Genomic DNA, 17,008 nt, shown 5'->3' with positions numbered 1-17,008 from the left:
GTTCACGCGACAGCTCCCGGTGCGGCGGCGTCGCCGTGGTGATGGTGGTCGGCATCCGAGTCGGGGGCGCCGACGACGACCAGTCGTCCCCCGACACGCGCGACGTGCACGGGCGTGTCGTAGAGGGCGGTCAGCGTCTGCGAGGTCAGCACCTCGTCGGGCCGGCCCAGCGTGAAGCGGCCGCCCGTCAGGTAGAGGATGCGGTCGACCTTCTCGAGCACGGGGTTGATGTCGTGGGTGACCAGCAGCACCCCGGCGCCGCTCGCGGTGCGGTAGCGATCGATCAGATCGATCACGTCGCGCTGGTTGGCCAGGTCGAGGCTCGTCAGCGGCTCGTCGCACAGCAGCAGGCCCGGCTCGTCGGCGAGCGCCTGCCCGACGCGCAGCCGCTGCTGCTCGCCACCGGACAGCAGGCCCACGGGGCGGTCGGCGAAGGCGGTCGCCCCGACGGCGTCGATGAGCTCCTGCACGCGCCGACGGTCGCCGCGGCGCGGCAGGGGCGGACCGAAGCGGTGGCCGTCGACGCCGAGGCGCACGAGGTCGCGCCCGCGCATGGCCGTGTGCCGGGGCAGCGGGCGCTGCTGGGGGATGTAGCCGATGCGGCGGTTGCCGGCGTGACGGACGCGCTCGCCGAGGGCCTCGATGGTGCCGCCGGTCAGCCGCTCCAGGCCCAGCACGGCACGCAGGAGCGTGGTCTTGCCGGCCCCGCTCGGGCCGAGCACCGCGACGAGCTCGCCGGGCTGGAGCTCGAGGTCGAGGCCGCGCCACAGCTCATGGCCGCCGCGCGAGAGCGCGGCGGCCATGATGCGAAGGGGTGAGGATGTCGCCGGGGTCACGAACCCAGGGCGCTCTTGATCTGCGTGGCCATGTCGGTCATCCACGATACGTAGTTCTCGCCCTCGGGAAGCAGTTCCGACGCCTTGATGACGGGAACGCCCGCCTCGCCGGCCTTCGTCTCGACCTGCGTGGTCTCCGCGCCGGCCGCCTGCGCGTTGACGAAGACGATCTTCACCGACCCGCCGCCGACGAGGGTGAGCGCGTCCAGAAGGGTCGCGGGAGGCACGTCCTGCCCCTCCTCGACGGCCTCGCTGAAGGCGGCGGGCGTGACGTTCGTCAGACCCGCGGCTTCGGCGAGGTACAGCGGCACCGGCTCGGTGACGAAGATCTCGGTGCCGGTGTGGGCCGCCGCCACCTCGGTGAGGATCGGCGTGACCTTCGCGTCGATGTCTGCCCGGAACGCCTTCGCGTTGGCGGTGAACACGCTCGCCTCCGCGGGGTCGAGGGCGCCCAGCTGGGCGGCGATCTCGTCGGCGACGGCCGCGATGGTCTGCGGGTCGTAGAAGACGTGCTCGTTGAAGCCGTCGACGGCCTCGGACGGGTCGGAGCCCGTCCATTCGGGGGAGAACGTCACGGCGCTGATGAGCGGCGCGTCCGACTTCGCGGCATCCTTCAGCGTCGCCATGAACGGGTCGTAGCCGCCGCCGTTCTCGATGAGCAGCTGCGCGTTCTGGATGTCGAGCTGGTCGGCCGCGGTGGCCTCGAACTCGTGCGGGTCCTTGCTCTCGTCGGCGATCAGGGCGGTGACCTCGACGTGCTCGCCGCCGATCGTCTTCGCGATGTCGCCGTACACGTTGGTGGAGGCGACGACGGCGATCGTGCCGTCGGCGGAGGCGGAGGGCGTGGAGGACGCACCGGTCGAGCCGGAGCAGCCGGTGAGCGCGAGGGCGGATGCCGCGGTCAGCGCGGCGAGGAGGACGACGGGACGCTTCATGTCCCCCAGAGTACGGCTAGTGATAATCGTTATCAAATCCGGGCGGCCCGAAATGCTGTCAATCCGGGCTCTCGGCTTGAACGAGCGCACCGCGCGACGTCAGGCTGTTGTTCGGCCCCCGCGCCGACGGCGCACGCGGACGGCCCATCACCCCTTTCCGACCGTGACCTCTCCGGTCGTCGCCTTTCCGTTCCGAGGAGCCGTCATCTCACCCTGGACTCTTCTGCTGCTCGCCCTCGGCGTATCGGCGGATGCCTTCGCCGTCGCCCTGGGCAAGGGCCTCCAGCTGCGGGCCCACGTGCTGCGCACGGCCCTCGTCTTCGCGACCGCCTTCGGTGTCGCCCAGGCGGTCATGCCGCTGCTGGGTTGGCTGCTCGGCTCGACCTTCGCGGACGCCATCGCCCCGTTCGACCACTGGATCTCGTTCGGCCTGCTCGCGCTGGTCGGCGGAAAGATGCTGTGGGAGGCGCTCACCCCCGACGCGCCGACGGAGGCCGGGGAAGCCGAACACGTCCACGACGTCGAGGCGTTCACGACCCGCGAGGTCGTGCTGCTGTCGGTCGCCACCAGCATCGACGCCCTCGCCGTCGGGGTGTCGTTCGCCTTCCTGAACGTCGACGTCGCGGTCGCCGTGACCGCGATCGGTCTCGTGACGTTCGCCCTGTCGTTCATCGCGGTGTTCATCGGCTACCGCATCGGCACCCGCTTCCGCCGGCCCGCCGAGATCCTCGGCGGGCTCGTGCTGATCGGCATCGGCACGCAGATCCTCATCGAGCACCTCACCGCCTGAGCGTCGGGGACGGCTGCGGCGGTCCTGGCGCTCCTGGCGCTCCTGGCGCCTATCGCTCGCGCTCGCCGTGCCCGCTCTCGAGGGCGATCACCTTTCGGAGGCGACGCTCGAAGTCGCTTCCCCCCTGATACGTCGCGCCGAGGAAGGCGTCGACCAGCTCACGCGCCACCTGGGTTCCGACGACACGTCCTCCCAGACAGAGCACGTTCGCGTCATCGTGCTCCACGCTCTGGTGCGCCGAGTAGTGGTCGTGCGCGAGCGCCGCACGGATGCCGCGCACCTTGTTCGCGGCGATCGACACCCCGACGCCGGAGCCGCAGATCAGAATGCCGCGGCTTCCCTCCTCGCTGCGCAGGAGGGCAGTGGTCAGCTGCGCGGCGACGTCGGGGAAGTCGACGATCGCATCGTCTGCGGGTCCGATGTCCCGCACGGGCACGCCCCGCGCACGCAGGTGCGTCAGGAGGTCGCGCCGAAGATCGTGCCCTCCGTGATCCGAACCGATGATGACCGTCATGGGACTGCCCCTCCTGTCGAGTGGAGATGCCGGAGCGCCCAGCCCGACGCGGGGCGCTCCGGCATCGTGCGGATGCCGAGGTCAGCGGCGCTGGGCCGCGGCCTCCATGATCTCCAGCCCCTTCGCGTTCAGCTCGGGGATCGCCGGCATCTCGTCGTAGACGCCCGCCCCGACGAGGAACTCCGCCGTCTTGGTGAGGCTGTCCGTGAAGGCGGTCCCGCGCATCTGCTCCAGCGCCTGGTCGAAGGTCAGCCACTGCCGCGCGTCCAGCGCGTACGTGGCCTCCTCGTCGGTCGCCTCGATTCCCATCTCCTTGAGGAAGACCTGGAACGTGGCCAGCACCTCGTCCCGAGGCGTGTCGATGATCCACTCGTTGGCCTTGTACACGGCGTCGACCCACGCCGCGGCGGCATCCGGGTTCTCGGCCCAGAAGCGGGGCGTGACGACGTACGGGTCGAGGATGGACACCCCCGCCTTCTCTCCGTCGCACACCTGCACGTACTTGTCGGGGTCGGCCAGGAGGGGCGCGTTGTTGACCGAGAACAGCACGGCGGCGTTGATGTCGTCGTTCAGCATCCCGTTCGCGATGGCAGCCGGATCGAGCGGGACCGTCTCGATGTCGGCCGCGGCGACACCGAGTGCGTCGGCACAGGCGTAGAGGAGCTGGGCGCTGGTGCTGTTCGCGACGACGCCGACGGGCGTCTTGGCGAGCGCCGTCGCCGGATCGGTGCCCGCGAGGACGTCCTTGTCCATGAAGAGGATGAGGTTGCGGTACTCGTCCATCATCGCTCCGGCGGGGAGCAGACCCCAGGTCTTGTAGCCGCTGATGAGCGGCGGACCGCCCATGTACCCGACCTGCCAGTCACCGGCCGCGCCCGATGCGAGCAGGGCCGCTCCGCTCTCGGCGATCTGGAAGTCGACGTCCAGGCCCGCCTCCTTGTAGTAGCCGAGGTCCTGGGCCAGCCACAGCGAGAACCCGGTGGGCTGCGCCTGCGTCGCGATGGTGATGTGGGTCACGCCGTCGGCATCCGCCTGACCGCTGCCCCCTCCCCCCGCGCAGCCGCTCGCGGTGAGGGCGATCGTCGCCAACGTGGCGACGGTGGTGAGGACTCGGATGCTGGTTCGCTTCTTCTTCATCAAACACTCCTTTGTGGTGGACGGGCTTCTGTGGGGAACGGGCTTCGGGTGTGCGGATCAGTCGTCCGTGACGATCTCTTCCCGGACGAGAGACCAGATCCGCTGGCGGATCTCGCTGAAGTCGGCGTAGCCCATCGCCGCTTCGATGTCTGCCGCGCGCCACTCGGCATCGCGGGGGACGTGTATCTCCGCTTTGATGCGTCCCGGGCGCGCGCTCATCACGATGACGCGGTCCGCGAGATACACGGCCTCCTCGACGCTGTGCGTGATGAACAGGACCGTGTACCGATCGTGGCGGTGCAGGCGTGAGACCTCCTCCTGCAGGAGCGTCCGCGTCTGCGCGTCGAGCGCGCCGAACGGCTCGTCCATCAGGAGGATCTCCGGCCGCACGACCAGGGCGCGGGCGATCGCCACGCGCTGCTGCATGCCGCCGGACAGCTCGTGGGGGTACGAGTTCCTGAACTTCTTGAGTCCCATCAGGGCGAGCTGCGCGTCCACGCGGCGCTCGCGCTCGGCTTTCGGCACCCGCGCGACCTTGAGGCCGAACTCGATGTTGTGGAACACGGTCTGGGAGGGGAAGAGCGCGAACTTCTGGAACACGACGCTCCGGTTCGGGCCCGGCTGACCGGCGACCTTGCCGTCGACGAGGATCTCGCCCGTGGTCGCATCCTCCAGACCCGCGGCGATCATCATGAGCGTCGACTTGCCGCACCCGGACGGGCCGACGATCGTCACGAACTCACCCTCCGCGATGGAGAGGTCGCATTCGGCGAGCGCCTGCACCTCGCCCCTCTTGGTGACGAACCGCTTGGAGACGCCGCGCACCTGCATCTTCGGGACGGTTCCGCCCTCGAGGGGGACGGCCGCGGCGGTGGGGCTGTCGGTGGAGATGTCGTTCATGGGTCAGTTCCCCTTGTTCTTCGGCGCCCACGAGAAGAGCAGCCGCTGGATGCGCTGGAGGATGATGTCGAAGACCGTCGCGACGACGGCGATGCAGATCATCCCGACGATGATGATGGGCGTGGACAGGTTGGCCTGCCCCTGGAGGATGAGGTTGCCGAGGCCCTGCTTGCCCACGATGAGCTCGGCGCCGACCAGCGCCATCCACCCGTTTCCGAATCCGATGCGCACACCGGTGAAGGCGGATGCGGCGGCCACCGGGCCGACAACGGAGGCGAGGATCCGCGCCGAGCCGGCTCCGGTCGTGCGCGCCGCCTTCACGAGCAGAGGGTCGACCTGCGTGACGCCGAGGCGGCTGTTGATCACGATCGCCGGAAACGCGGCGATGAAGACGACGAGCGCCTGCGCCGACGTGTTCGCGCCCATCCACAGGACCGCGATGGGAATCCAGGCGAAGGGCGGGATGTAGCGCAGCAGCTCGAAGACGGGCGCCACGATCGCGCGGACGACGGGGATCCACGCGAGGATGAACCCCAGCGGCACCCCCACGACGATCGCGATCAGCACACCGCTCAGCCATCGGCCGAGCGACGCCAGGACATGGCCTCCGAGCGTCGCGCCGGCGAACGGCTCCACGAGGACCTGGACGAACTTCCCGGCGACCGCCGACGGCGACGGGAGCACCCGTTCGGGAACGAGCTGGAGGACGTCGGTCGCCACGATCCACAGGATCATCAGGCCCACGAGCGTCCCGGTCGTCCAGACGATGGCACCGGTGTCGAATCGTGCAGCGCGCCGCGGTCCGTCGACGACCGCGTTGGTCACGGTGGCGGGAAGGTCGTTCACGACGGTCATCGCCGTCCTCCCGGGGTGAGCAGCTTCATCAATGCGGACAACAACGCTCCGATCAGTCCGATGGTGATCATCGACACCAGCAGGATGTCGGTGTCGAGGGTGCGCGAGGAGTTGAGGGCGACGTATCCGAGTCCGCTGAGCGCGCCCAGCAGCTCGGCGGCGATGACCGTCGTCCAGGCGTTTCCCATCGCGATCTGGCCGCCGGCGAGCAACGTGGCCATCGCCGTCGGGATCACGACGCGTCCCAGGATGGTCAGCGGCGGCGCCCCGAGGACGCGTGCCGCGTTGACGAGGGTGGGCTCCACCGAGGTGACGGCGTGGATCGAGTTCAGCGTCCAGGGGACGATCGCGGAGACGAACACCACGAACACCCGCGAAGGATCCCCGATGCCGAACCAGACGAGGGCCAACGGGATCCACGCGATGGGCGGGATGGGTCGCAGCAGCTGGAAGATCGGGTAGACCGTCCACCGGGCCTTGCGCGACCAGCCGATCCACACCCCGAGAGGGATGCCGACGGCCGCCGCGAGCAGCCAGCCGGCGATGACGGTGGTCAGGCTCGAGACGATGTGCCCGCCGAGCGTCGAGCCCAGGTAGGGACGTTCGATCAAGCGGACGGCGGCATCCCACACGTCGCCCGGCGAGGGCAGGAAGAGCGGGGAGATCGCGCCTCCGGGACGTGTCACCCACGCCCAGACGGCGATCAGTGCCACGGCGGAGCCGACCGAGATGAGCAGGGACGTGAGCTTCCTGGGCTCGCGGCGCCACACCGGCTCCAGCGAGGGCCGGCGGCGGCGGGGGACGTCCTTGAGCGCGAGCGTCCTCGTCGTCGTCATCGGGCGTCCTCGGCGGTGCGGGAGGCCGGATCCGCGGACGCGGCCAGCACGGCGACGGTGCGCTTCGCCCCCTCGCTCCACAGGGAGTCCAGCGCCCGCAGGTAGGGAACGGTGAAGGCGGGCTCGTCCGCGAGGGAGCCGAACAGCTCCTCGTTGCGCAGGAAGGCCAGCGGGTCGTCCCGGCGGGCCCGCGCCGCGGCCATCACCTGCTCCTTGAGCGCGTCGACGACCTCGATCGCCTTCCCGCTCTCGTCGACCCCTGCCGCGTACCGCGCCCAGCTCGCCACGATCGCGGCGGAGAGGTGCACCTGGCCGCTCCGGGCGAGCTGATCGCGAACGACCGGCAGGAGCCACTTGGGGATGCGGTTGGAGGAGTCCGCACACAGCCGAGCGAGGGTGTCGCGCACCTCCGGGTTCTGGAAGCGCTCGATGAGCGTGTCCTTGTAGTCGGTCAGATCGATCCCAGGGACCGGCTCGAGGGTCGGCGTGCCCTCCTCGTCCATGTATCGGCGCAACAGGCGCTCGATGTCGGGATCCGTCGCCGCCTCGTGCGCGAAGGTGTAGCCCGCCAGCACCCCGAAGTAGCACATCGCCTGGTGACTGGAGTTGAGCAGACGGAGCTTCATCAGCTCGTAGGGATGGACGTCCGCGACGAACTGCGCGCCGACGCGGTCCCACTCCGGTCGATCGTTCACGAAGTCGTCCCGGATGACCCACTGCTCGAAGGGCTCGCAGACGACCGGCCACGCATCGTGCACGCCGATGGCCGCGTCGTTCTCCACCCGGTCCGCGTCCGAGGTGACCGGGGTGATGCGGTCGACCATCGTGTCGGGGAACGTCACGTGCCGCTCCACCCACGCGCCGAGCTCCGGATCCCGCCGGCTCGCGAACGCGCAGAACACACGCCGGGCGATGGCGCCGTTGCCCTGGACGTTGTCGCACGACAGGACCGTGAAGGGCGGGATGCCTCGATCCCGGCGGCGCGCAAGCGCCTCGGTGACGATGCCGAACACCGTGCTCGGTCGCGTCGGGTCTCGCAGGTCGGCGACGACGGCGGGGTTGGCGAAGTCGAACTCCCCCGTTGAGGCGGAGAAGTTGTATCCCCCCTCGGTGACCGTCAGCGAGACGATGCGGATCTCTGCGGAGGCGAGCCTCTCCAGCACCGCCTCGATGTCGTCGGGCGCGAACAGGTAGTCGACGATGCTCCCGATGATGCGACGCTCGCGGCGGCCGTCGGCGTGCGTGAGCACGAGGGTGTAGAGGCCGTCCTGCTCGCGCATGACGTCGCGCATGTGCGCGTCGGTGGGCAGCAGGCCGATGCCGCAGATGCCCCACTCCCGCGCCTGCCCGCGCTGCAGGAGGCGATCGACGTACATCGCCTGATGCGCACGGTGGAAGCCGCCCACGCCGATGTGGGCGATTCCGGCGGTGACGGCGCTGCGGTCGTAGGTGGGCCGGGCGATGTCCTCCGGCAGTGCCGCGAGGGTGTCTTGAGTGAGTCGCTCCATTGCGAGGCCTTTCTGAGGGTGCGGGGTGTTCAGCGGGCGAGCCAGCCGCCGTCGACGGCCAGGACGACGCCGTGGATGTAGGCGGCCGCGTCGGAGGCGAGGAACAGCGCCGCGCCGGCGATGTCCTCGGGGGTCCCCCATCTGCCCGCGGGGATCCGGTGGGAGACCTCTCGCGAGCGCTCCGCGTCGGCCTTGAGCTCTTGGTTGAGCTCGGTGTCGATGTATCCGGGGGCGATGGCGTTGACGTTGAGACCGCGACCCGCCCACTCGTTCGACAGCGCCTTGGTCAGCTGCGCGACGGCGCCTTTGGAGGCCGCGTAGGCGGGAGCGCGGAAGCCGCCGACGAACGACGTCATCGATGCGATGTTGATGATCTTCCCCGCCCCGTTGCGCAGCATGTCGCCGCCCAGCGCCTGACTCAGCCGGAACACGGCGCGCAGGTTGATCGACAGGATCCGGTCGAACTCGTCGAGGGGGAAGTCGGTCGAGTCGTGCCACGCCTGCAGTCCGGCGTTGTTCACCAACACGTCGACGCCGCCCGCGGCCCGCACCTGCGCGATGACCGCTTCCACGTCATCCGGCAGGGTGAGATCCGCCGCGATCCGTCGCACTCTCGCCGCATCGCCCGCCCGGTCGCTGCGCTGCACCGACGTGACGTCCGCGCCCGCGGCGACGAAGGCGTCGACGATGGCCTGACCGATGCCGCGCGAGCCGCCGGTGACGAGGACGCGCGCGCCGGAGAAATCGAAGGCGGCCGCGCCCGATCCCGTGTTCGAGGTCATTCTCGTCCCAATCATTCGAGCGGTTGAGGTGCTCGTATGATCATTTGTACGGGATGACGCCGCCCCGCGCAAGAACGAGATCGCGCGGAGCGGAACGGGGTCAGGCGCTCACGCGCTCAGGATGGCCTCCGCGAGCCGCCGATCGGCGATCAGCTCGTTGACGTAGCCGGCACGCGTGGCGGCGATGGTGGCCTCGGCACGCGCCGCCCCGAAACTGCCGGCGATCAGCCGCGGAATCCTCGCGAGCTGATCCAGGGGGATGCCGACGACGCGATTGCCGATGACGGAGTCCTCCGGCACACCGTCGGCGTCGAACAGCCGCCCGTTCATCTCGCCCACCACGCCGAGCTCGCTGGCGCGAGCGCGGTCGCGCTCCGAGGCGGCCGCGTAGACCGCGGACTCGTCCGGACGCCACGCGCCGATCGAGATCGCCGCGACGTCGATCGCATCGAACATCGCCGTGGCGGCGGAGATCATCGGCTGGCCGAGGAGCGAGCGCAATGCGCCTTCGTCCGTGACGAGCAGCGGAGACGGGATCGCATAGGCGGCTCCGCCGGACGCGCGCGCGATCCGGCGCACGAGCTCCGAGCTGTCGGGGAGATCGGCGCTGTTGCCGGCATGTCCGGCGAGCTGGACGGTCACGCACTTCGGGAGACGTTCGAGGTGCCGCGTCATCGCGACGAGCGCACGGCTCCACGACATCCCGATGACGTCGCCGGGGTGGACGGTCTCCTCCAGGATCCGCGCCATCGTGGCGCCGATGATGTCGACGACGTCGGCCGGGTCGGAGGAGTCGACGACCCATGCCGCGGTCAGCCCCAGCTTGGCCCGCAACCGCTCGCTGAGCCCGAGGTTCACGCCGTCCAGCGAACGCACCTCGATCTTGACGATCTCCAGCTCACGCGCCCGTTGCAGGAGCCGCGCGACCTGGAATCGACTGATCCCGTGCTGCTTGGCGATGTCGACCTTCGACTCGTCCTTCAGGTAGTAGGCGTGAGCCACACGGGTGATGAGTTCCTTCGAGAGGAGCGGGTCGGTGGCGGCGATGTCGGTCATTGTGGCTTCCTTGCACATGCATCACGTGGCGGGGTAGAACAGTCAGCATCCAGTGTGACACAAAAGCGCTCATATGAGCGACTCTGATTCGAGAGGCATGACGACCATGAGCAGCTCCACACCCCGCCCCCTCGGCCGCGTCGTCGTCACCGGAGCGGGCGGCGCGATCGGCGGGGCCATCGTGGCGACGCTGCGGGAACGAGGCTACGAGGTCTTCGCCACGGATGTCCGCCCCTCCGCTGACGACTCCGCCGGCGTCGTCGCCGCAGATCTCAGCGATGCCGATGGCCGCGCCGTCGTCGCCACCGCGCTCGAGGGCGCGGTCGGGCTCGTGAACGCCGCCGGCATCGCACTCTCCGCCCCCGTCGACGAGATCACCGACGACATGTGGGACCGCACGATCGACGTGAACGTGAAATCTGTGTTCCATCTCTGCCGCGCCGCCGGCACGGGACTGGTCGACGGCGGCGCGATCGTGAACATCGCCTCGACCTCGGCGCACCTCGCGCGCTTCCCCGCCTCCATGGCGTACTCGGCCTCGAAAGCCGCCGTGGTGAACCTCACCAAGGCGTTCGCCCGGGAGCTGTCGCCTCGCATCCGCGTGAACTCGGTCTGCCCGGGCCTGATCGCGACCCCCATGCAGACATCCGTCATGGAGAAGGTCGCCGAGGACACGGGCCGCGCCCTCGCCGACGTCCGCCGCGACGCCGCCGCCGGCATCGCGCTCGAGCGTCTGGGCTCGACCCGCGAGGTGGCCACCGCGATCGCTTTCCTGCTCGGGTCGGACGCCGCGTACGTCACGGGAGCCTGCCTCGACGTCGACGGCGGCCTCAGCATGCGGTGAGCGCTCATACGAGCGGTGAAATGAGATAATGGCTCTCATATGTGAGCACCTGTGCTAGCTTTCCCTCAGAGTTCGAGCCTGCGTCAGGCACGAGAGCCGTGTGAACGAATCGGAGATGATTCATGCCTCAGTCAGACACCCCGCCGAATGTGGTGTTCATCATCACGGATCAGCAGCGCTGGGACACCATCGCCGCGCTCGGGCACTCGCATGCCATCACGCCCCACCTCGACCGCCTCGTGCGGGAAGGCACCGCCTTCACCAACATGTACGTGACCTCACCGTCGTGCGCGCCCTCCCGTGCGAGCCTGTTCACCGGCCTGTACCCGCACACCACCGGCGTCTACCGCAACGACGACGTCTGGCGACACTCCTGGGTCGAGCGCGTCGCCGCTCAGGGCTACCGCTGCGTGAACGTCGGGAAGATGCACACGTTCCCCTATGACGCCGCCGTCGGATTCCACGAGCGCCACGTGATGGAGAACAAGGATCGCGGCAATCCCGAGCTGCCTTTCCTCTTCGACAACTGGGACAAGGCGCTGTGGAGCCACGGGTACGTCAAGCCCGACCGTCGGACGCTGCGCGACGTGCCCGACTACCAGGATCGTCTCGGGGCGTTCGTCTGGGAGCTTCCCGAGGAGCTGCACGTCGACAACTTCGTCGGGAACATGGCGCGGCACTGGGTGGAAGTCTTCCCGGGTCTGACGGACCTCCCCTTCTTCCTGCAGATCGGCTTCCCCGGGCCGCATCCGCCCTACGACGCCGTGCCCGCGCATCTCGATCTCTTCGAGGGGCGAGACGTGCCGGAGCCGGTGAACTCCGCGGCCGACCGTGACGGCCAGCCGTCCGTGCTGAAGGCCCTCCGCGCCGAGCACGTGCGCAACGACCACGACTCAGTCGTGCACGACGAAGACCCCGAGCGCCACCGGAGCCTGCGACAGCGCCGCCACTATCTCGCGAACATCTCCATGATCGACGCGCAGATCGGCCGCCTGCTCGACGCCCTCGAGGCACGGGGAGTGCTCGACAACACGATCGTCATCTTCACCTCCGACCACGGAGACACGCTCGGCGACCACGGCCACAGCCAGAAGTGGACGATGTACGAGGGAAGCGTGCGCGTGCCCGCCATCGTGTGGGGCCCGAAGTTCGTCCGCCAGGGATCGCGGGTCGACGGCCTCGCCTCGCTCTTCGACCTCGGCCCCACGATCCTCGAGCTCGCCGGCGCGGACATCCCCCCGTGGATGGAGGCCACCTCACTGCGCGGGGCGCTGACCGGCGACGGCTGGGAGGGACGCGCGCACGTCTTCGCCGAGCACGCCCGCGACATGATCCTCACCGAGACGGCTCTGATGACCATGGTGCGGGACACGGAGTGGAAGCTCGTGGAGTTCATCGACTCCGACGAGGGTCAGCTGTTCGACCTCCGCACCGACCCGCACGAGGAGCATTCGCTGTGGGACGCTCCCGCCGCGGCCGGAACCAAAGCCCGCCTGAAAGAGGTGATCTCCCGCTGGCGCGCGGAGAGCGCCCTCAGGACGGCGGGCTGGGCGTCGTCCTCCGTGTGAACGAGCGCCCACCCCCCTCAGGAGCCGGCGGCGATCGCGCGGATGACGCGCGCCAGCAGCGGACCGAGGGTCGCCTCGGCCGACTTCCCGGCCTCCAGCACCTCCTGGTGGCTCAGCGCTCCGGACTGGAGGCCGGCGCCCAGATTCGTGATCAGCGACAGCCCGAGGACCTCGAGCCCCGCCTCGCGGGCGGCGATCGCTTCGAGCGCGGTGGACATCCCGACGAGGTCGCCGCCGAGGCCGCGGAGCATCCGGACCTCGGCCGGGGTCTCGTAGTGCGGACCCGTGAGCTGCACGTACACGGCCTCGCCGAGCTCCGGCGCGACGGCGTGCGCGAGGGTGCGCAGCCGCGACGAGTAGAGGTCGGTCAGATCGATGAAGCGGGCGCCGGTCACGGGAGACAGCGCGGTGAGGTTGATGTGATCGGTGATCAGTGCCGCCGTGCCGGGGATGCGGTCGGGGTCGAGGGCGCCCGCGCCGTTGGTGAGGATCATCGTCTTCACACCCGCGGCGGCGGCCGTGCGGACGCCGTGGACGGTCGCGGCGACGCCGTGTCCTTCGTAGAAGTGGGTGCGCGCGCCGAGCACGAGCACCCGGGTCCCGTCATCCGTGACGAGGGAGCGGAGCGTTCCGGCGTGCCCCTGGACGGCGGAGGCACGGAAGCCCGTGACCTCGGCGGCGGGGATGTCGGCGACGGTGGTGCCGAGGTGCTCGACGGCCGTCTTCCAGCCGCTGCCGAGCGTCACGGCGATGTCGTGCTCGGCGACGCCGGTCAGACGTGCGATGTCGGCGGCAGCAGCGGCGGCCTGGTGGGTGGGGGACGGTTCAGACATCGGGGAGCCCTCTCTGGGTCGGATCGGTCATTCGGAGGCGAGGATGACGTCGGCGCGCTCGCGCGCGTCGTCCTCCTGCGGCGAGGCATCCATCGTCACGAGCGCGATCGTCTGCGCCGGCAGGGCGATGGTCTGCAGCGGGCTGAATCCGGAGACGACGCCGGCACCGACGTCGAGGCCCCAGAAGGAGAGGTGCGAGGACGACGTCGGGATCACCAGCTCGTCGGATGCCGGGACGTCGTCGATCGTCAGACGGACGCGGGCCCGACGGTCTTCCGCGGCGTGCAGAGTGAATCCGACGGTCTGCGCATCGGGCGGGATCGGCCGGTCGCCGACCAGCGCCAGGTGCGTGTCGAGGAGCTTGTGCTCGAAGCGCAGCACGCCGCCCTGCACCGACAGGAAGTAGCCGCCCTGCGCGTTGCCGGAGGACAGGATGGTTCCCGTGAGGGCGCTGACGTCGGCGGCGAGCCGGGCGCGGACGATCAGGGTGCGGTGGGAGCCGGTGACCCCGGTCGCGCCGGGGACGTGGCTCTGACCCGGACGCAGCTCGAGACGGTCCTGCGCGATCAGCCCGTGCGGGCCGGCGAGCTCGATGAGAACGCGCAGCGGGCGGTCATCGAGCGGCAGGACGTCGTGACGGCCCGCCTCCTGCCACCAGAGATCCTGAAGCCGGCGGAGCACGTCGGGGTGCTCCGCCGCGACGTCGCGCGCCTCGGCGAAGTCGGTGCGCGTGTCGTAGAGGCGCCAGGTGTCGTCGGCGTACGGCGCTCCGACCTCGTGAGCCGTCACCGCACGCCACCCGTCGTGCCAGATCGCGCGGTGGCCGAGCGTCTCCCAGTACTGCGTGGTGCGGCCGACGGGGGCCGTGGCATCCACGATGCTCTCGGCGAGACTCTCGCCGTCCATCCCGTCGGGAGCGGTCGCCCCGATGAGGTCGTAGAGCGTCGGTGCGAGGTCGACCACGTGCATGAACTGGGTCCGCACCGCGGCCCGCGACGTCTCGGGCGTGGAGATGACGAGCGGCGAGCGCACGCCGCCGAGGTCGACGAACTGCTTGTAGCGCCGGAAGGGCGTGTTCCCCGCCATCGCCCATCCCTCGGGATAGTGCGCGCCCCCGGTGACCGAGCCGACCCTGTCGAGCTCGCCGACCATCGCCGCCGCGGGGCGACGGATGCCGCTGTACGGTCCGTTGGTGTCGACGTCGCCCGTCGGGCCACCCTCGCGCGAGGCGCCGTTGTCGGAGAAGAGCGCGAACACGGTGTCATCGGTCTGACCGAACTCCTCCAGGGCGTTCAGCAGCCGTCCGATCTGCGCATCCGTGTGCTCGAGGAACCCGGCGAAGGCGGACTGCAGGTGGGTGAACACCTCGCGCTCGACGTCGGTGAGCTCCTCCCACGCGCTGACGCCCTCGTTGCGCTCGGTCAGAGGCGTGCCCGACGGGACGACGCCGGTGAGGATCTGCCGCGCGAGGCGCTCACGTCGCGTCTGGTCCCACCCCTTCGCGAACTCGTCGAGGTACTTGTCGATGAACGCGCGCGGCGCCTGGAACGGCGCGTGGGTCGCCCCGAAGGCCACCTGAAGGTAGAACGGATCGTTCGGCCGGAACGAGAGGTGGTCGCGCAGGTACGAGATCGACCTGTCGACGAGATCCTCGCTGAGGTGGTACCCGTCCCGCGTGGGGGTGGGGACGGCGTGGTTGTCCTCGTAGAGCTCCGGCTCGTACTGGTCGGTGCACCCGTCGAGGAAGCCGTAGTAGCGGTCGAAGCCGAGCGCCAGCGGCCAGTTGCCGTGCGGACCCGCGGGAGTGATCTCGTGGAGCGGGGCGAGGTGCCACTTGCCGACGAGATAGGTGCCGTACCCCTGCTCGCGCAGCACCTGCGGCAGCACGGGCGTTCCCGCCCGCACCGATCCGCGGGAGTTCGGGAAGCCGGTGTCGGTGTCGGCGAGGAACCGCATCCCGACGGCGTGGTTGTTCATCCCGGTGAGGAAGGAGGCCCGCGTCGGCGAGCACAGGGGGGTGACGTGGAAGTTGCTGTATCTCACCCCGTTGTGCGCGAGCGCATCGATGTGGGGGGTGGCGATCTCCGAGCCGAAGCATCCGAGATCGGACCACCCCGTGTCGTCCAGGATCACGACGACGAGGTTCCGTCGCGGCGTCGTGTTCGGCTCGGGCCACCACGGGACGGAATCCGCCACGGTGGTGCCGACGGATCCGCGGAAGGAAGGGTCGAGGGTCGTCATCGGTGACTGCTTTCTGCGGGGGACGGCACGGTCACCGGGTGGCCGGGGCCGTCGCGGGCGCGCTCGGGGCGGCGATGGAGACGGTGTGGCGCGGCTTCACCGTGATGGTGAACACCAGGGCGATGACCGCGATGAAGGCGATGTACATCGACACCGTCCAGGTCGCGCCGTTCGCGGCGCCGGTGAGCGCTTGAGCGATCACCGGGCCGAAGCCGCCGCCGAGCACGGTTCCGAGCTGGAAGCCGACGGACATGCCCGAGTAGCGCACGCGCGGCGGGAAGTAGTGCGCGAACAGGGTGGCCTGCTGGCTGAACAGCGTGCCGATGATGAGACCGGAGATGCCGGTGGCGAGGAACAGGCCCCCGACGGTGGCGGTTCCGATCAACAGGAACATCGGGAACGCCCACAGCACCAGGGCGACCAGCCCGACGACGAGGACCGCACGCTGGCCGACACGGTCCCCGAGACGACCGGCGATGGGCGTGATGATGAGGCTCGTCACCGACGAGAGGATGTTGGCGAGCAGGACGACCGTCGGGTCCATGCCGAGCACGTTGGAGGCGTAGCCGAGCACGAACACGCCGACCACGAGTCCGAGGGTGGCGTCGCTGGCATGGATGAAGACGGCGGCCAGGATCTGCGCGGGATAGCGACGGACGGCCTCCCAGACGGGGACCTTCACCTTGTCGTCGGCGGCTTCGATCTTCTCGAACTCGGGGGACTCGTCGACGCTGAAGCGCAGCCAGATGCCGACCAGCAGCAGGATCGCGCTCGCCAGGAACGGCACGCGCCAGCCCCACTCGACGAGCTGTTCGAGGCCGATCGTGGCCGTCAGCAACGCGACGGAGCCGCTGGACAGGATGACACCGATCGGCGCGCCGGCCTGCACGACACTGCCGAAGAAGCCCCGCTTCCCGTCGGGCGCGTGCTCGACGGCGAGGAGGGCGGCGCCGCTCCACTCCGCTCCGATGCCGACGCCCTGCGCGACACGCAGGACGACGAGGAGGATCGGGGCGACGACGCCGACCTGGGCGTAGGTCGGCAGGAATCCGATGATGAGCGTGACGCCACCGGTGAGCATGAAGCTGAAGAGCAGGATCCGCTTGCGGCCGATGCGGTCGCCGAAGTTGCCGAGGATGATGCCGCCGAGCGGACGGGCGATGAAGCCGACGGCGAAGGTCCCCAGCGCGAGGAGCGACGCGACGCCGGGGTTGTCCTGGGGGAAGAACACCCGCCCGAAGACGAGGGCGGACAGCGTTCCGAAGACGAAGAAGTCGTAGTACTCGAGGATGGAGCCGATCGTGGCGCCGGCGAGGGCGCGGGTCGACATCTGCTGCTTCGTGAGCACTCGCGGGTGGTGCGGTCGGTTCATC

General features: G+C 69.7%; 16 protein-coding genes. 3 read left to right on the top strand and 13 right to left on the bottom strand.

Going from position 1 to position 17,008, the window contains the following annotated elements:
- Positions 1-2: 2 nt before the first annotated feature.
- On the bottom strand, positions 3-803 hold the full coding sequence (locus AC1Q49_RS03830; protein WP_492491005.1) for a metal ABC transporter ATP-binding protein: 801 nt from the start codon (positions 801-803) through the stop codon (positions 3-5).
- 29 nt (positions 804-832) lie between these two features.
- Entirely contained in the window at positions 833-1,771 is a 939-nt protein-coding gene (locus AC1Q49_RS03825) for a metal ABC transporter solute-binding protein, Zn/Mn family (RefSeq protein ID WP_492491004.1), read from the bottom strand.
- Between the two features lie 163 nt (positions 1,772-1,934).
- Here AC1Q49_RS03825 and AC1Q49_RS03820 point away from each other — a divergent pair, with 163 nt between their 5' ends.
- Complete coding sequence (locus AC1Q49_RS03820; RefSeq protein WP_060959756.1) at positions 1,935-2,561, top strand: manganese efflux pump MntP; 627 nt, start codon at positions 1,935-1,937, stop codon at positions 2,559-2,561.
- 49 nt (positions 2,562-2,610) lie between these two features.
- On the opposite strand, the gene rpiB is transcribed toward AC1Q49_RS03820, so the two are convergent.
- The 8 genes from rpiB to AC1Q49_RS03780 all read right to left on the bottom strand — a co-directional run bounded on the left by rpiB (position 2,611) and on the right by AC1Q49_RS03780 (position 10,149).
- Positions 2,611-3,075 carry a ribose 5-phosphate isomerase B gene (gene rpiB / locus AC1Q49_RS03815; protein ID WP_101305339.1) on the bottom strand — a complete coding sequence of 155 codons (465 nt, stop codon included), beginning with the start codon at positions 3,073-3,075 and terminating at the stop codon, positions 2,611-2,613.
- Between the two features lie 81 nt (positions 3,076-3,156).
- A complete protein-coding gene (locus tag AC1Q49_RS03810) occupies positions 3,157-4,212 on the bottom strand; it encodes an ABC transporter substrate-binding protein (RefSeq protein WP_492491001.1) in 1,056 nt (351 codons plus the stop codon).
- Positions 4,213-4,269: 57 nt separating this feature from the next.
- Positions 4,270-5,112, bottom strand: coding sequence for an ABC transporter ATP-binding protein (locus tag AC1Q49_RS03805; protein ID WP_223848786.1), 843 nt, complete (start codon positions 5,110-5,112; stop codon positions 4,270-4,272).
- A gap of 3 nt (positions 5,113-5,115) precedes the next feature.
- A complete protein-coding gene (locus AC1Q49_RS03800; protein ID WP_492491000.1) occupies positions 5,116-5,967 on the bottom strand; it encodes an ABC transporter permease in 852 nt (283 codons plus the stop codon).
- A complete protein-coding gene (locus AC1Q49_RS03795) occupies positions 5,964-6,803 on the bottom strand; it encodes an ABC transporter permease (RefSeq protein WP_101305336.1) in 840 nt (279 codons plus the stop codon). Before AC1Q49_RS03795 ends, AC1Q49_RS03800 begins: the two co-directional genes overlap by 4 nt.
- On the bottom strand, positions 6,800-8,311 hold the full coding sequence (locus tag AC1Q49_RS03790; RefSeq protein ID WP_492490998.1) for a mannitol dehydrogenase family protein: 1,512 nt from the start codon (positions 8,309-8,311) through the stop codon (positions 6,800-6,802). The genes AC1Q49_RS03795 and AC1Q49_RS03790 overlap by 4 nt, the downstream gene beginning before the upstream one ends.
- Before the next feature lie 29 nt (positions 8,312-8,340).
- Positions 8,341-9,093, bottom strand: a complete 753-nt coding sequence (locus tag AC1Q49_RS03785; RefSeq protein WP_492490996.1) for an SDR family NAD(P)-dependent oxidoreductase — start codon at positions 9,091-9,093, stop codon at positions 8,341-8,343.
- 108 nt (positions 9,094-9,201) lie between these two features.
- On the bottom strand, positions 9,202-10,149 hold the full coding sequence (locus tag AC1Q49_RS03780; RefSeq protein ID WP_157831545.1) for a sugar-binding transcriptional regulator: 948 nt from the start codon (positions 10,147-10,149) through the stop codon (positions 9,202-9,204).
- A gap of 106 nt (positions 10,150-10,255) precedes the next feature.
- On the opposite strand from AC1Q49_RS03780, the gene AC1Q49_RS03775 reads away from it, so the two are divergent.
- A complete protein-coding gene (locus tag AC1Q49_RS03775) occupies positions 10,256-10,993 on the top strand; it encodes an SDR family NAD(P)-dependent oxidoreductase (protein WP_492490995.1) in 738 nt (245 codons plus the stop codon).
- Positions 10,994-11,115: 122 nt separating this feature from the next.
- Entirely contained in the window at positions 11,116-12,561 is a 1,446-nt protein-coding gene (locus tag AC1Q49_RS03770; RefSeq protein WP_492490993.1) for a sulfatase family protein, read from the top strand.
- Between the two features lie 17 nt (positions 12,562-12,578).
- Here the strand turns inward: AC1Q49_RS03770 and AC1Q49_RS03765 are convergent, their stop codons facing one another.
- The 3 genes from AC1Q49_RS03765 to AC1Q49_RS03755 are packed head-to-tail and all read right to left on the bottom strand — an operon-like array spanning position 12,579 to position 17,007.
- Complete coding sequence (locus AC1Q49_RS03765) at positions 12,579-13,394, bottom strand: purine-nucleoside phosphorylase (protein WP_492490992.1); 816 nt, start codon at positions 13,392-13,394, stop codon at positions 12,579-12,581.
- Positions 13,395-13,421: 27 nt separating this feature from the next.
- The gene (locus AC1Q49_RS03760) at positions 13,422-15,635 is read right to left on the bottom strand and encodes an arylsulfatase (RefSeq protein ID WP_492490990.1); all 2,214 of its coding nucleotides are present in this window, start codon (positions 15,633-15,635) and stop codon (positions 13,422-13,424) included.
- A gap of 31 nt (positions 15,636-15,666) precedes the next feature.
- Complete coding sequence (locus AC1Q49_RS03755) at positions 15,667-17,007, bottom strand: MFS transporter (protein ID WP_101305328.1); 1,341 nt, start codon at positions 17,005-17,007, stop codon at positions 15,667-15,669.
- Position 17,008: the final 1 nt, after the last annotated feature.

It is taken from the genome of Microbacterium sp. MPR-TSA4, assembly GCF_058792815.1.
The sequence above is the reverse complement of the archived record's forward strand: the minus strand, read 5'-3'. Positions and strand labels throughout refer to the sequence as shown.

Excerpts from the sequence above, each read along its gene's own strand:
- AC1Q49_RS03825 (WP_492491004.1), bottom strand. The coding sequence starts at position 1,771 with ATGAAGCGTCCCGTCGTCCTCCTCGCCGCGCTGACCGCGGCATCCGCC.
- AC1Q49_RS03765 (WP_492490992.1), bottom strand. The coding sequence starts at position 13,394 with ATGTCTGAACCGTCCCCCACCCACCAGGCCGCCGCTGCTGCCGCCGAC.
- AC1Q49_RS03760 (WP_492490990.1), bottom strand. The coding sequence starts at position 15,635 with ATGACGACCCTCGACCCTTCCTTCCGCGGATCCGTCGGCACCACCGTG.
- AC1Q49_RS03810 (WP_492491001.1), bottom strand. The coding sequence starts at position 4,212 with ATGAAGAAGAAGCGAACCAGCATCCGAGTCCTCACCACCGTCGCCACG.
- AC1Q49_RS03755 (WP_101305328.1), bottom strand. The coding sequence starts at position 17,007 with ATGAACCGACCGCACCACCCGCGAGTGCTCACGAAGCAGCAGATGTCG.
- AC1Q49_RS03785 (WP_492490996.1), bottom strand. The coding sequence starts at position 9,093 with ATGACCTCGAACACGGGATCGGGCGCGGCCGCCTTCGATTTCTCCGGC.
- AC1Q49_RS03800 (WP_492491000.1), bottom strand. The coding sequence starts at position 5,967 with ATGACCGTCGTGAACGACCTTCCCGCCACCGTGACCAACGCGGTCGTC.
- AC1Q49_RS03805 (WP_223848786.1), bottom strand. The coding sequence starts at position 5,112 with ATGAACGACATCTCCACCGACAGCCCCACCGCCGCGGCCGTCCCCCTC.
- AC1Q49_RS03790 (WP_492490998.1), bottom strand. The coding sequence starts at position 8,311 with ATGGAGCGACTCACTCAAGACACCCTCGCGGCACTGCCGGAGGACATC.
- AC1Q49_RS03775 (WP_492490995.1), top strand. The coding sequence starts at position 10,256 with ATGAGCAGCTCCACACCCCGCCCCCTCGGCCGCGTCGTCGTCACCGGA.
- AC1Q49_RS03780 (WP_157831545.1), bottom strand. The coding sequence starts at position 10,149 with ATGACCGACATCGCCGCCACCGACCCGCTCCTCTCGAAGGAACTCATC.
- AC1Q49_RS03770 (WP_492490993.1), top strand. The coding sequence starts at position 11,116 with ATGCCTCAGTCAGACACCCCGCCGAATGTGGTGTTCATCATCACGGAT.
- AC1Q49_RS03830 (WP_492491005.1), bottom strand. The coding sequence starts at position 803 with ATGGCCGCCGCGCTCTCGCGCGGCGGCCATGAGCTGTGGCGCGGCCTC.
- AC1Q49_RS03795 (WP_101305336.1), bottom strand. The coding sequence starts at position 6,803 with ATGACGACGACGAGGACGCTCGCGCTCAAGGACGTCCCCCGCCGCCGC.
- rpiB (WP_101305339.1), bottom strand. The coding sequence starts at position 3,075 with ATGACGGTCATCATCGGTTCGGATCACGGAGGGCACGATCTTCGGCGC.